The following is a 14,496-nucleotide window of genomic DNA, read 5'->3' as shown; positions in this document are numbered from 1 at the left end:
AAGGGGTATGCGCTCAAATCACTACTGTGCTGCGCTCTCCTTTAATACCTTCATTGTGGGGGTATCAGCAGAGCATTATTTTATAAAAGCTCGTCACAAGTATTATAAAAGTTTGGCTCAAGTTTTATAAAAGTATCATCTTGCTACTGGTAGCTAAAAGATTCACATTATTTCTTGATAAAGCCTTCTATCTTGAAAGTTTTTCGGATCTAGTTTTATATTCATTATCAAACTAGTGGAGGCGTTAATATGGGTTTAGAACAAGATATGAAGCAATGGATTGCAAGTCGTTCAATGATTAATGATGTGACGTTACCGAATATCCTTGAGTTTGAATCTGCTCGTGATGAGGTGCAGAGCTGCTTACGTGAACTACAAGAAATTGGAGTGCCTATCTCTCCGCAAGATGAACTGAAATACCCCTTGCAGCTGCTTCACATGCGCTTCTTACTACGGTATTCATGCATGGTGGGTACAAAGGGGCGTGGTGAGCCAATGGCTTACAATTTTGTTACTAAAAATCCGCAAGTCGTTGTGAAGTTCATGCGTGAATCTCCTAATAACTATTCACGTTCTCAATGCCAGAACCTGCTCGATGCGATACGACCAACTTATGCGGAGTTAGAATCTGGAACATTTACTGTAGCCGTATTAGATATGCGTACTAAGAGAATAAGTAAGCAAAAGATACATCGCACATCGCTGAAAATGCTCCTACCTTATCCTTTTATCAATGCGTATGCCGAACGAGTAGTAACTGTATTAAAGCAGCATCGAGTGGAGATTGAATACGTTGATGGTACGGATATGAAAACCGTACGGACAGGCAAGTTTAGCATGCAGTTTGGTGATTTCGAGAAGTGTACAAACCTTTCCGCTGCTGAGCTAGGGTATCGATTGGATGTCGATTGGTTCGTGCAGCAGCGCCTTGGGTATCTGTGGGTAGTAGAATTAACGTCTGAGGGGACGCTGCAAGAGGCTATGCTTCCAGTGTTTCAAATGAAAACGATTAAACCTCTCACCTAGTGTTTTCTAAGCGAATAGGGGTATTCTACTTCTTTTCTTGCAGCAGTTTTGGTGTGGTTTTTGGGAGGTTTCAGCCCCGAAAACTCAGTTATCCCACTTTCCAACCTAGTTATATCATCTTCCGACTCAGTAAAATTACTTACTATTTTTCCTGTGTTATTAAGATTTCATCATTTGTATTTAAAATTTTAAAATTTTTTTTGAAATTCGAATTGAAATCGGCACATTTTCATTTTTATGAAATATATAAACTCAGTGAGCATAAAAAAATGAATTGGCAGGGGTTAAGGCAGAGCGAGCAGCTCTGCCTTTTCTTCTCTTTAACTATAGCTTTTGGTAGTGACGAGCAGTTGTTCATTTCATTGCTCAAAGGTAGATATTATTATGCCAAAACCTACGTCAAAATCAACCGCCCACAAACAATGTTTTGGGTGAGTATCCCATCTTTGCTGATGCTATGTTCGATCTCTAAGTAAATTAAGTATCACAATCAAAGGGAGATGAAAAAAATATGTCTAACATAACAGTAGGTTATGTGAGAATCAGTACAATTCAGCAGAACGAAGATCGTCAGATCGATCTTTTGACTCAACAGTATGGCATTGCTCCTGAAGATATATTTATAGATAAGATTACTGGCGAGCATATGGATCGTACACAGCTACAAGAATTGCAGAAGGTGATTAGGGCAGGCGATCGAGTAGTTGTAGAGAGCTTGAATCGGTTATCACGTTCAACGATGGATTTGCTTAAAATCCTTGAGGATTGGGATAAACGTGGAATTGTTTTCATTTCCTTCAAAGAGAACATTGACTTTTCGACACCTACTGGGAAGTTCATACTTACTGTTCTAAGTGCGATATCACAGTTTGAGCGTGAGACGATTCGTGATCGTGTCCGAGAAGGAATTGCTTCAGCGCGGGCAAGGGGAAGAGTAGGGGGGCGACCAAGAACCGATGATAAAAAAATAAAACAGGCATTAACCTTATATCATTCTCAGAATCATGCAGTTAAGGAGATATGTCAAATGGCTCAAATTAGTTCTTCAGTTTTATACAGGGCGCTGCGAACAGAACGCGAACAATCCGTAAAGAAAAACTAGGTCAATAATATATACAATGGCTCTCTAAGACAATAGCAGCGTGATCGGGGATGTACTCCTTGATTACGCTGCTATCTTTGTTCAGGTAGAGGATAGATGAATACTTAGAAAGTTGGTGGTGGTCATCAAATCCGTTCGAATAGGGTGTAATAACACTTCATCCGTTGTTTTGTGCGCTTCATATGGATTGAAAACTTGGAGTTAAGATTGGCGGTTGTGACTAAATGTTGGTTTGCTTCGTTGGAAAGTAGAGAATTTAGAACTGCATAGAAGGAAGTAAACAGGAGTCTTGGAAATAGCCGTAACGACTCTCCCATTCCTATACACTCGGACGCTACTCTGTTACTTATAATATATTTCAAAACTAAGGATAGTCTGGGGAGTATTGGTATAGGGGGTAAGCAGAAAACGTAGTAGTTGCTAGAATAGCTGCAATCAGCTGGGGGTACCAAAAGAATTGTAGTTATTAAGTATTCCCACTCTGATACGGCATCTGCTCTACGAAGTATTATCTCTGACGTTTTATATAGGTAGCCAGTTAGCTTGGAGGCTGACTAATAGGGAGGCGGAAGTGTTATGGCATCTGCTCTATGTAGCATTATCTGATACGTTTTTTATAGGCAGTTAGTTAGTTTAATGCAGCACTTTACGGGTCAGATTTTGTATCGTACTTAGGTAAAGGTTTTCTTACAAAAGAAAATATAAATATGAGGAGAAATAAACATGACAAAGACAAATGAACAGGCAAAGGTAGCGTTATACATTCGTAATCCCCAAACTAATAAGGAGATGGGGTCATCGATCCTGAGTTCACAAGAAGCATCGCTACGGAAGTACTGCTTAGATAAGGGGTATGATGTCACTCATGTTTTCGTAGATGATGGCTATTCGGGTAAGAATCTTGATCGACCTTCCTTGGTGAAGATGTTAACGCAGTTACAGACAGACGATTTTGATATGGTTATTTGTTTATCGTTGGAGCAGCTATCTCGTAAAAATCATGAAATTTGGGATTTGCTACATGGTTACTTCTACCCATTAAATAAGAAGTTAATCATCGGCGCAAATGATGAGGATTTAACAAATGATGATGGGGAATTGTTTTTATTTTGCCATGCTGTAGTCGAAGGATATCATCGTGCAGTTCGTAAAGCTATGAACAACTAGAAATAAGTACGAACTGGCACTAACAAGGGCAGTTGATCCTCGGATCAGCTGCCCTTTTATTTTATTCGCTAAATGTATTCTCGCTTGATATAGGGGGCGATTATACTGTGTTTTTCGATAGTTTATTATTAAAACCGTGCAACATACTTTTTGGTGATTGTAGTGGTGATATCCTGCATCAAGGATACGGATTCGCAATTAGCGTGTCTAGTATTTTTATGAGGTGGGTCAACATGAAACATATAAATGGTAATTTATTACATTTATCCGATAGAAATAATATAAGTATAGGACAAAACGGTAGCAGCATAGAATCAGGTGACGGGAGTGTGGTCACTAAGATGAAGCGAAAGAAAAACATTCAACTGACCTATCGATATATTCCTAGTGAAACAATATATACAGAACAACAAGAAGCGAATTATTCTAATAAAGAACAACAGCTTGTAGACTATTTAATTGAAAACCTACTGCTCAAAAAAAACCTTCAGAAATGAGGTTTTTTTTTTACTTTACAATACTCTGTACTTTGTTTACAATTGACAAAAATCATTATGGACAAGAGGGGTAAAAATGGCTGTTGGAATATATGTTCGAGTATCTACTGAGGGGCAAATGGAAAATACCAGTATTGAGGGGCAGATTCAGCTATGTAAAAAGAAAGCAAAAGAGCTGGGGTATTATGAATCAAATATCCGACTTTATCCTGAAGAAGGTAGAAGTGGAGAGGATATCGATACCCGAGTTGAGTTGACGAAGCTTCGACAAGATGTTGCTAATGGTTTGGTATCTGCAGTTATCTGCACGCATCCAGACCGTTTTAGTCGTGATTTAACTGATAAATTGATTGCTTGTCGTGAGTTTCAAAAGAACAAAGCTGCATTACATTTTACAGATACGGAGTTCTCAGATACACCTGAAGGTCAGTTGTTTTTTAACATGATTTCGTCAATTGCTTCATATGAGATGGCATTGATCAGGAAGAGGACAGTTAGAGGGCGTATTAACAAGGTTAAGGAACAAGGAAAAATAATGCCCATGCGAGTTGCACCATTTGGTTACGACAAGGATGAGAATGGTCAGCTTGTCCCGAATCCAGTAGAACGTCAGTTTGTACAGATGATATACGAATGGTATGTAGTTGAAAAGTTAACATTACGTCAAATTGGCGAAAGACTTTATGGCAAAGTAAAACCTAAGCGTGGTGAAAGTTCTAACTGGGGTGCTTCAAGTATAAGTAGAATATTAACTTCGGAAATTTATATTGGTAAGTATTATTATAATCGTAGAGAAACGAAAAAGGTACGTGGTGAACTTACTTCAGGGGGTAATCCAAAAAAGACAATTAGCATGCGTGATAAGTCAGAATGGCTTTCAGTTGATGTTACGCCGTTGGTTGATATAGAAATGTGGAAGTTGGCTCAATCGCAACGAGTTCAAAATAATACTAATAAGCATGTTGGCAACAAGAAATATGAGTATCTATTGAAGTCATTATTGAAGTGCGGTCATTGTGGAAGAACTTACGATTCTATTACTGTGAAAGGAGCCAAAAATAAGGAAACTGGTGAAATTATGAAGAGTAGAAGGTATCGCTGTCCAAGTACCGTTCCCAAAAAATATGGACCAGAGATTGAAAAATGCATTGTTCCTTCCCTAAATGCTGAACAGATTGAGGGTTATATATGGGGGCAGGTTATTCAAGTAATAACTGATCCTAATAAGTTCATTGACAGAATCAGTGGAAGAGGAGACAGTTCCATAACTGGGGTTATTGATAAATTGGGGGTACTAGAAAAAGAGTTGAAAAAGAAAGAAAAGGCTTTGGAAAATGTTGAGAGATCATTCTTCGAAGCTGAAACTGACTCTGATCGGAAACGCTATGAAAAACATAAGAGCAATTATCGTTTTGAAATTTCCAAACTTGAAGAAGAAATTGAAAATTATCAAGTGAAAATTAATGCTCACCGTAAGGAAGAATTGTCAGTGGGGCAGATTACTTTCATGGTTAATAATCTTAAAGAACGCCTATCGGGGCAAGAGGAATTAACATTTGAAATTAAGAGAAATATTATCGAGATGTTGTATGATGAAATCATCGTTACCATTAATAATATTGCTGATGGCAGCAGTAATCCGAATGACAGCATGAAGCTAAATATTACATCTGTGGGACTTTTTGATAAGCTATATCAAAAATCACAGAACACTGGACTTCGTTCACAACCTCTTGACGATATGTGCAACTAGTCGAAGATTATGCTCGATAAGTATGTTGCGGGAGTTAGCATCACCAAGTGCCATTTGCGCTAGATGATATTGTTCTTCGTCTTCTTTCAATGGCTGGGGAAACGCATTGTTTTTAACATACGATACTAATAATGTGAGTTGCTTAATGAACAACGCAATTGATGAGAATAAACCTGGCATACATCCACCTCCACATGCAAGTAAGGGCCAAGACTAATCGTACTTAGCCTATATAGTCTGTTCTCTAATGTATGTGGGCGTAAGCCTAGATGTGCATGTACCGGGTTTAAATCTCATGCTTCTTTTTATAAATTCAAAGGTGTAATAATCTTATTACATAAATTCATTGAAGTACTTGAACAAAACAACGAGGAAATTTGTACGGATTCGATCTAAAAATATCCAACTATTTACATTTATATTTAATTAATGTAGAATCAAATCATATCTAGGGGCATCTATTTTTGAGATTGGATGTAGTCTCAAAGGCCACTTTGCAGATTTTTTGAACAATCGAGTATTGATCTAAACGTAGCTAATAATCATCAGAATTTATTATATTTGTACTTAGCTTCCTATGCTTGAAATAGATTTTATTTAGCTGTAGATTCAGTTCAGCATTGAGGAGGGCAACGGTGAAAAATGAAGAAAAGAAAGTTAGTTTTTTTAGACAGTATGTAAAAACAATAGTGGCTTCTATTGTCTCTGCTTTCTCCATAGGTTTTTCGGTTCCCTTGTGGATTGCAACTAGCAAACTAAACAGTATTAAAGCTGGAGAATATCCAGGAATGCCTCAAGATCAAATAAATAAACAATATGATGAAGCATTACCGTCTGTGGTCCTAGAATCTATTATTATGTGCTTGGTAATAACGATATTAGTATCAATCCCTATTTTATTACTTCGTTTTAAGCAGAATCATAATATCAATTTAATTAGCGAATTTGCGCAATATTTAAGAAAAAGGAAACAATAGATTAAAGTTGCGATTTATCCAATAAAAGAAATGATCGCCACCTTACAGGTAGAGCGGTCATTTCTTTTTGTGCTTTGCAAGCAAAACGGTATATATTCACCTCAACATTCAAGCTAATTGTGAAGAGCATATTAGAGAGCATGAAAATTTTGTATGTTTTCACGCTCACATAAAACAACTATCGTTAGCGCAATATAAGTTCAGGGGGTGAAAAAATATGTATAAACGCATAGCGATTGCACTTATTTCTGCAAGCATTGTGTTGACAATGTCTGGATGTGGAATGGATGCAAAGAACGTAAAAACAAATGAGCCGAGAGACCATTCAATGGAAAGTAAATCCATAATTGATGCTAATAGGGATAGGAACATGAACGGCAATATGAATGGCAACATGAACGGCAATATGAATGGTAACTTGAATGAAAACAACATGGGTACAAATGATGCAGCCGAAAAAATTAAAAACTCGATTTTGAAAGTAAAAGGCGTATCAGCAGCGACGTTATTTATTAATAACAACGATGTAGTCGTAGGTGTTGACTTGAATGACAATGCAAACAAAGCAGAAGTAGAAAAACAAGTCAAAAAAGTTGTTGAGAAGTCGCATAAAGGATACAAAGTTCATGTTACTAGCGATAAAAACATGCACACTCGTATTCAAGATATGAAGACTCAAATGGTTCCAATGGACGGTCATCCAATACGTGATATGGCAGAAGACGTTGGTATTCTAATTGAAGATATAGGTAAAGCAATTACTGCTCCTATTCGTTAAACCTAACTTATAGACGAAATAACCTGCTAACTAAACGTTTAGTTGAGCGGGTTATTTCGTTATTTATTAATTCTGAATATAATATGATATAATCGATACATAATTGATCTTTGAAATATACTTACTTATTTATTTAAATGAGAATAATCATGAAATGATAGAAGGAGGATATTTGTTTGAAAATTCTTCAACTTAATATGGATGAAGCTGTCCAATTTGCAAAAGTAATAAGTAATGAGCATCGTATGAATATATTAAAAATTCTTAGCACGGGGCCTCATAACGTTAATGAATTATCTGAAAAGCTAGGTATACCGTTCTCATCGACGGCGGTAAATGTGAAAAAGTTAGAAGATGTAGGACTAATTGCTACTGAACTTGTACCTGGTAGAGGAACTCAAAAAGTAAACACGAAAATTTTTGATCGTATAGTTATTGATTTATTTGAAGAAGATAAATTAGCAGGGAAAAATAAAATCTCGATAGATATGCCAATTGGGGAATATGTGGAATGCCAAGCCGAGCCAAGCTGTGGTTTGGTTGGAGTTAATGATTATATTGGTTTGCAAGATGACCCAAGATCATTCTATGAACCAGGTAGAAAAGAATCGCAACTATTATACTTTAGACAAGGGTTTGTGGAATATCGCTTTCCTAACCGCATTCCATATGGGAAAATTTCTGAAGAGATTGAATTTAGCGCAGAAATATGTTCTGAAGCACCTTATCATAAACTGGACTGGCCATCTGATATTACAGTTTGGATTAATGACATTGAGATAGGTACATGGACATCTCCAAGTGATTTTGGTGGTCTTCGAGGGTTTAATACACCTGACTGGTGGCAAACCTATTTTACTCAGTATGGTCTTTTGAAACATTGGAAAATCAATGAAAGAGGCAGTTTTATTGATGGTACGTTGATTTCAAATGTTACGGTTGAAGATTTGAATCTCAATGTGAAGCCCTATGTTTCATTTCGAATTGGTGTGAAACAAAACGCTGTAAATATGGGCGGCTTGAATTTGTTTGGTCATAGCTTTGGAAACTATAGTCAAGGAATTATTATGAATTTACGTCACAGTGACTAGTTTTAATTTCTTCACATCTTTTGTTACACGTTTTATGGTAATGAAACAATAATAATTGTTTGGAAATGCTTACAATCATTGTTGTTTCATATTTTTTTGTTGAAAACCCTATGATTACAGTATAATAATGGATGTTTATGTTTCATTACAATTTTACTTGATATAAAACAATATTTCATGATACAATATTTTTGTACTTAAAACTGATTATTTCTAGGGGGAATAGTAAGAATGAGAAAGTATAATAAGACAGTAGCATTGTTATTGGTACTTTGCTTAACATTAGTTGCTTGTTCATCAGGAAATACTGGCAACGACAAAAATGGAAGCACTTCCAATTCAGGAGAAGGTGCAACGAATTCAAATGGTAAAGTTGTAGAGTTAAACTTCTGGGTACCTTTTAGCGGTACTGATGGAGAGTACATGGAAGGAATGGTTAAAGCTTATAACGAATCACAAGCTGAAGTGAAAGTGAAATTTATGAATAGCAACTGGGAGAACTATTACCCGAAATTACAAACTTCATTAGTATCTAATTCTGCACCAGATGTGGCTGTCGCTCACGTATCTAAGCTAGCTAGCTTGATGCCAACTGGTAAAGTTGCAGAGCTTGATGAATTGGCAACTGAAGCAGGACTTGATTGGACTACATTCAGTGAAAACCAATTACAAGCAACAGTGATTGATGGTAAACATTATGCTGTTCCATTAGACACGCATGCAGTTATTATGTACTTTAATAAGAAATATTTGAATGATGCAGCACTTCTTAATGAAGATGGATCAATCAAAATGGATCAAAGTGCAGAAGGTTTTACAGAAATGCTTAGAGCATTGAAAAAAACACTTCCGGCTGATGTATCACCACTAATTATTGGTAGTAACAATGTCTTTACGTACTGGATTTGGTATGCACTTGTTAATCAACAAGGTGGTAGCGTATTCAAAGATAGTCAACCAACAATTAATACACCTGAAGCAAAAGTTGCTATGGAACTTATTAAATCTTGGATTGATGAAGGTTTGGCACTTCCAGATATCGGTGATCAAAGTTATGATATTTTCAAAACTGGTAACGCAGCAGTAACATTCTCTGGTGTTTGGGCTACTGGTAACTTTGAAACGAATAAGGATCTTGATTTCGCAGCAGTTCCATTCCCGCAATTGTTTGCTCAACCTGCGGCATGGGGGGATTCACATACTGTATTCGTTCCTGTACAAGATAATAAAGAAAAACAAGTTGCAGCGGTTAAATTTGCAGATTGGTTAGCTGCTAATGGTCATATGTGGGCAGTTGCTGGTCACGTTCCAGTTAAAACTTCTGTACTAGAATCAGAAGCTTACACATCTTTACCGTACCGTTCTTCTTATGCTGATGTAATTAATGATGTTGTATATGGTCCGAAATTACAAAACCTTGGATCAATTGAAGATACGATTTTAGAATCTCTAGTAGAAATCAACTATGGTATGTCATCAGTTGAAGAAGGTCTTGTTAAAGCTCAGAAAAATGCAGAGACATTAATGAATAAATAATTATGTTGATATGAATGGTGTGAACCGCTAAAATGATTCACACCATTCCTTTAAAGGAGTGAGATATCATTGAAACTTACAAGACTCCGTTCCTATAAAACGCTTGTGGCTGCCCTTCTGTTTTTGGCACCATTTATGATTTTGTATGTATGGTTTTGGATTTATCCGATATTTAAAGGTTTTATTTCTAGTTTCCAAAGCGGTGTTTTTGGCGGCGAACAGAAATTTGTTGGTTTAGATAACTATTCATTTATGATGGTCGATCCTAAGTTCTGGACTTCGTTTGGTAATACTATTTACTTCATTATTATATCAACACCAGCGGCAGTTATTCTTGGTCTGATTCTTGCTTTATTAGTCAATATGAAATTAAAAGGTACGACGTTTTTACGAACGATGTATTTTATGCCTTATATGTTATCCGTATCGGTAATGGGTAGTATCTGGTTGTTTATATTACAATCTCGTACAGGTCTAATCGCAGAAATTACAAGATCACTGGGTATGAAGGAAATATCTTTCCTTGGAAGCTGGGAAATGGGTTGGTTATCCATTCTAATTGCTACCATCTGGTGGACTGTTGGATTTAATATGATTCTATTTTTAGCAGGGTTGCAAGAAATTTCGGAAGATATTTATGAAGCATCTGATATTGATGGTGCTAGCGGCTGGAAAAAGTTCTGGTATATTACAGTGCCTTCATTAAAAGGGGTAACTGCTCTAGTTGTTATTTTGCAATCGATATCATCCTTTAAATTATTTGGTCAAACATGGTTAATTACGAAGGGTGGACCAGGTACGACGACTACTCCACTTGTGCACTATATTTATCAAATTGCTTTTAGACAATGGGATATGGGTTATGCATCAGCGGTATCATTTGTACTGTTCTTAACGATAGCATTTATTTCATTGGTACAATTTAAGTTTTTGATGAAAGATTAAGGAAAAGAGGTTGAATAGCTGTGTTAATAATTCAACGAAGCAAGATAAATAGAATTCTGTCATATTTCTTAGCGTATTTCTTGATGATTATTATGTTATTACCATTAATTTGGATGATACTATCTGCTTTTAAAGAACCTGGATCTACCGTTACGGTAGTTAAAAACTTGATCGCACCACCCTTTACTTTGGAAAGTTTCGCACGAGTACTGAAACCAGATGGAACAGCTATGATGTGGCGTTGGACACTCAACAGTGTATTAGTCGGATTAGTACAAACGGCGAATACTATAATATTAAGTTCGTGGGCAGCGTATGCAGTATCTCGTATCCCATTCAAAGGGAAAACATTTGTGTTTGCGCTTATTCTAGCTGGCATGATGGTACCGATGGAATCAATCGTCGTTCCACTGTTTGAGATGATCGCTAATCTTGGATGGGTTAATAGTTATAACGCCTTGATCTGGCCAGGAATGATGCTCCCCCTTGCCTTTCTGATTCTGAAACAGTTCATTGATCAATTACCGAATGAACTGCTTGAAGCAGCGAGAATTGATGGTGCAGGAACATTCCGTATTTGGTGGTCCATTGTGTGGCCGCTATCTACAAGTTCAATGGCTGCGGTAAGTATATTCATTTTCATCTCTTCTTGGAATAACTTGTTATGGCCGATGTTAGTCGCTCAAGAAACAGCAATGATGACATTGCCTGTTGGTGTACCGACATTCCAAAGCACGTTTGCAACAGATTTGGCAGTTCCTATGGCTTCCAATGTGTTAGCAAGTTTACCGGCATTAATTGTATTTTTATTGTTCCAACGAAATATTATTAAAGGAATTTCCATGACAGGAATTAAATAGCGGAGGGTATTATGAGACAACAATATAATTTAAACGGTTTCTGGGAATTTCAAATTGATCGTAAAGATGAAGGTGAAAGCTACAAATGGCAAAGTAGTGGATTACCGAAAGCTACGGAAGTAGAAGTGCCTCATATCTGGCAAACAGATATCGAGAATATTCAATATTGCGGGGTAGCTTGGTATCAACGGAAGTTTCAAATCGAAGAGCTCGGTAATCAAAAACGTACACATTTATACTTCGGTGCAGTAGATTTCCAAGCTAGAGTATGGATCAATGATATTTATATTGGTGATCACGAAGGTGGCTTCACACCGTTCTCATTTGATATTACTGAAGCGATTCAATTGGGTTCAGATAATACGATTACGGTTCGAGTATATGATCCTCAAGATAATGCGGAGATTCCAATTGGGAAACAGGGAAGCTGGTACACACGTATAAGTGGAATTTGGCAGGAAGTATATATAGAACTCCGTCATGAGCAGTATATCGAGCAAGTACATGTTCATCCAAATATCGATGTGCAAGAAATAGAAGTTCATACATTGATCAATAACCATTCTGTAGCAGATATTAGTGTTGAATATGAAGTATACACACATCAAGATCGTACAAATAGTGTAGCAACAGCAAGCCATAAGATTCAGCAAGCTAATAGTGAAATAGCAATAACGATTCCGCAAGCGAAGCTATGGTGTCCTGAACAACCGAATTTGTATGACCTTGTAGTGAAAATTATCGACAATCAGTCCGGTGCAGTTATAGATGAATTTGACACCTATTTTGGAATGCGTAAAATTGATTTCAAAGATGGTCAATTACTATTGAATCATAAACCTCTATTTGTTCGTGGAGCTTTAGATCAAGCATACTATCCAGATACAATATATGTCGCTCCATCAGATGAATGGATTCAGAATGAGATTAAACTTGCAAAAGAGATGGGCTTTAACTTACTACGTAAACATATCAAAATAGAAATACCCCAATATTTATATTGGGCAGATGCTATGGGCATGTTAATTTGGGCTGAACCGCCAAATACGGTGAAGTGGAGCGATCAAAGTAAGGCGCGGTTTTCTAGTGAACTGAATGGCATGATTAAGCGTGATATGAATCATCCTTCTATCATTATTTGGTCATTATATAATGAAGAATGGGGATTGGAATGGGATTTGGCCAACGACGTTGCCAAACAAGCTCATGTACAACAAATGTACGATGATATTAAGCGCCTTGACCCAACTCGTCTAATCTGTGATAACTCAGGTTGGATTCATGTGAAAACAGATGTGAACGATTATCATCGATATTTCTCTTTGCCGGAACAAATTAATGAATGGAAAGAAGATATTCATGATTATATGGCTGGAAACCCTGAGAAAAACTATGTAGACGGTTATAAGCCCGATGGACAACCTATTATCATTTCTGAGTTCGGCGTATGGGGACTACCTAGCGTTGAGAAATTGATAGAACATTATGGCGAAGAACCATTCTGGTTTAACAACCAAGGTGATGATACGCATCGAGAAGATTTCAAATCACCACCTAATGCATTTGCTAACTTCGAGAAATATCAGTTGGATCGCGTATTTGGAGATATGGAGAATTTATCGATATCATCACAGAAACGAATGTATCGTGCTGTCAAATCACTAATTGAAGAAATGCGTAAGCATCCGGGGATTAATGGTTACGTAGTAACTGAATTTACCGATGTAGAGTGGGAGACGAATGGTTGGTTAGATTATACTCGTAACTTAAAGTATGGAATGGATCATGCCGCGGACTTTAATGGTGGATTAATCGTTATGGCAGACGGTTTGGATCATAACCTAGAAGTTGGTAAGGAACAGATCATTGACGTTATAATTTCCAATCATGATCAAGTGAATTTGGATGGAATACTGCATTGGGAAATTCCGGGAACTGACATTGCAGGCTCTATGATCATTCAAGCTGGAAATAATACGTATGTGAAACTAGATAACGTCATTAAGTTTACTACTCCAGAAGTAGAAGCTGCAGGTTTCTACGCATTACAATTGAAATTAGTTATTAATGGAGTCGTAGTAGCGAAAAATGAAGAGGAATTAACAATTTCACCAGTTCAAAAGCTATCGCATGTTAAGGTGCATGCTTATCGATTACCAGCTGCCTTTAGTCAATCGCTTGTTAATCATGGTGCGATATTAGTAGATTCTATTGAATCTGCCCAAATTGTTTTATCGACTAGTTACGATGCTACGATTCAGACGTACTACAACAATGGTGGTAAAGTTATCTTCTTAGCTGAGGAAGGAGATAATATTTCTGATAAAGGTCAATTTACTTTCCGTGAATTGAATAAAGGTGAAAGCTGGGATCGTACCTCTTCCTTTAACTATGTAGATGTAGATTTCTTTGAAAATGTTCCCTTGCAGCCAGAGATGGGTTGGGAAGTAGAAGGATTATATCCAGATTACATCATTCCATTTAGTAACTACAACAAATTGGGTGGCACGATGGGCCGAATTGTATATATGTTTGGTAACGAGCATATCCCTAGATCTACTCAAGTTATTTCTGGATATTTCCAAGGTTGGATCGGTCAAGCCGGTGGTTCGATGATTGCTAAGAAAAGTGGAGAAGGCAATCTTATCTTAACAACATGGAAACTATTAAATACGTATGGACAACAGCCAATTGCTACACAAATTGTTCATGAACTTATTAATAAAGGGATTCAAGCTTAACGATTGAACTTACATGATGAATA

At 36.9% G+C, this 14,496-nt stretch carries 12 protein-coding genes and 1 pseudogene; 12 read left to right on the top strand and 1 reads right to left on the bottom strand.

Translation table 11 applies throughout. The features are described from left to right. The first annotated feature begins 249 nt into the window (after positions 1–249). The 5 genes from AC1TO5_RS03485 (at position 250) to AC1TO5_RS03465 (ending at position 5,545) form a co-directional block, all read left to right on the top strand. Complete coding sequence (locus AC1TO5_RS03485) at positions 250–1,026, top strand: hypothetical protein (RefSeq protein ID WP_482061383.1); 777 nt, start codon at positions 250–252, stop codon at positions 1,024–1,026. A gap of 511 nt (positions 1,027–1,537) precedes the next feature. Next, positions 1,538–2,128: a recombinase family protein gene (locus tag AC1TO5_RS03480; protein ID WP_482061382.1), complete on the top strand. Its 591-nt coding sequence runs from the start codon at positions 1,538–1,540 to the stop codon at positions 2,126–2,128. A 723-nt stretch (positions 2,129–2,851) separates the two neighbouring features. Further along, the gene (locus tag AC1TO5_RS03475; RefSeq protein WP_482061381.1) at positions 2,852–3,295 is read left to right on the top strand and encodes a recombinase family protein; all 444 of its coding nucleotides are present in this window, start codon (positions 2,852–2,854) and stop codon (positions 3,293–3,295) included. A gap of 233 nt (positions 3,296–3,528) precedes the next feature. Next, positions 3,529–3,792: a hypothetical protein gene (locus AC1TO5_RS03470; protein WP_482061380.1), complete on the top strand. Its 264-nt coding sequence runs from the start codon at positions 3,529–3,531 to the stop codon at positions 3,790–3,792. Between the two features lie 76 nt (positions 3,793–3,868). Beyond that, entirely contained in the window at positions 3,869–5,545 is a 1,677-nt protein-coding gene (locus AC1TO5_RS03465; RefSeq protein WP_482061379.1) for a recombinase family protein, read from the top strand. Here the strand turns inward: AC1TO5_RS03465 and AC1TO5_RS03460 are convergent. Further along, a pseudogene (locus AC1TO5_RS03460) lies at positions 5,522–5,725 on the bottom strand (RNA polymerase subunit sigma-70); the annotation flags it as partial. The gene AC1TO5_RS03465 and the pseudogene AC1TO5_RS03460 overlap by 24 nt on opposite strands. Positions 5,726–6,180: 455 nt before the next feature. Between AC1TO5_RS03460 and AC1TO5_RS03455 the strand changes: the two are divergent. The 7 genes from AC1TO5_RS03455 (at position 6,181) to AC1TO5_RS03425 (ending at position 14,473) form a co-directional block, all read left to right on the top strand. Further along, complete coding sequence (locus AC1TO5_RS03455; RefSeq protein WP_482061378.1) at positions 6,181–6,522, top strand: hypothetical protein; 342 nt, start codon at positions 6,181–6,183, stop codon at positions 6,520–6,522. A 217-nt stretch (positions 6,523–6,739) separates the two neighbouring features. Then, entirely contained in the window at positions 6,740–7,300 is a 561-nt protein-coding gene (locus AC1TO5_RS03450) for a YhcN/YlaJ family sporulation lipoprotein (RefSeq protein ID WP_482061377.1), read from the top strand. A gap of 176 nt (positions 7,301–7,476) precedes the next feature. Beyond that, positions 7,477–8,391: an ArsR/SmtB family transcription factor gene (locus AC1TO5_RS03445; protein WP_482061376.1), complete on the top strand. Its 915-nt coding sequence runs from the start codon at positions 7,477–7,479 to the stop codon at positions 8,389–8,391. Positions 8,392–8,622: 231 nt separating this feature from the next. Further along, entirely contained in the window at positions 8,623–9,927 is a 1,305-nt protein-coding gene (locus AC1TO5_RS03440; protein WP_482061375.1) for an ABC transporter substrate-binding protein, read from the top strand. A 69-nt stretch (positions 9,928–9,996) separates the two neighbouring features. After that, positions 9,997–10,872, top strand: a complete 876-nt coding sequence (locus AC1TO5_RS03435) for a carbohydrate ABC transporter permease (protein WP_482061374.1) — start codon at positions 9,997–9,999, stop codon at positions 10,870–10,872. Positions 10,873–10,964: 92 nt separating this feature from the next. Next, positions 10,965–11,732 (top strand): carbohydrate ABC transporter permease, encoded by a 768-nt coding sequence (locus tag AC1TO5_RS03430; RefSeq protein ID WP_482061373.1) that lies wholly within the window; start codon positions 10,965–10,967, stop codon positions 11,730–11,732. Between the two features lie 11 nt (positions 11,733–11,743). After that, positions 11,744–14,473, top strand: coding sequence for a glycoside hydrolase family 2 protein (locus AC1TO5_RS03425; RefSeq protein ID WP_482061372.1), 2,730 nt, complete (start codon positions 11,744–11,746; stop codon positions 14,471–14,473). Positions 14,474–14,496: the final 23 nt, after the last annotated feature.

Source organism: Paenibacillus sp. Y930, assembly GCF_056786375.1.
The sequence above is the reverse complement of the archived record's forward strand: the minus strand, read 5'-3'. Positions and strand labels throughout refer to the sequence as shown.

What these genes read in the sequence shown, in the direction of transcription:
- AC1TO5_RS03485 (WP_482061383.1), top strand. Translation starts at nt 250, where the DNA reads ATGGGTTTAGAACAAGATATGAAGCAATGGATTGCAAGTCGTTCAATG.
- AC1TO5_RS03480 (WP_482061382.1), top strand. Translation starts at nt 1,538, where the DNA reads ATGTCTAACATAACAGTAGGTTATGTGAGAATCAGTACAATTCAGCAG.
- AC1TO5_RS03475 (WP_482061381.1), top strand. Translation starts at nt 2,852, where the DNA reads ATGACAAAGACAAATGAACAGGCAAAGGTAGCGTTATACATTCGTAAT.
- AC1TO5_RS03470 (WP_482061380.1), top strand. Translation starts at nt 3,529, where the DNA reads ATGAAACATATAAATGGTAATTTATTACATTTATCCGATAGAAATAAT.
- AC1TO5_RS03465 (WP_482061379.1), top strand. Translation starts at nt 3,869, where the DNA reads ATGGCTGTTGGAATATATGTTCGAGTATCTACTGAGGGGCAAATGGAA.
- AC1TO5_RS03450 (WP_482061377.1), top strand. Translation starts at nt 6,740, where the DNA reads ATGTATAAACGCATAGCGATTGCACTTATTTCTGCAAGCATTGTGTTG.
- AC1TO5_RS03440 (WP_482061375.1), top strand. Translation starts at nt 8,623, where the DNA reads ATGAGAAAGTATAATAAGACAGTAGCATTGTTATTGGTACTTTGCTTA.
- AC1TO5_RS03430 (WP_482061373.1), top strand. Translation starts at nt 10,965, where the DNA reads ATGTTATTACCATTAATTTGGATGATACTATCTGCTTTTAAAGAACCT.
- AC1TO5_RS03425 (WP_482061372.1), top strand. Translation starts at nt 11,744, where the DNA reads ATGAGACAACAATATAATTTAAACGGTTTCTGGGAATTTCAAATTGAT.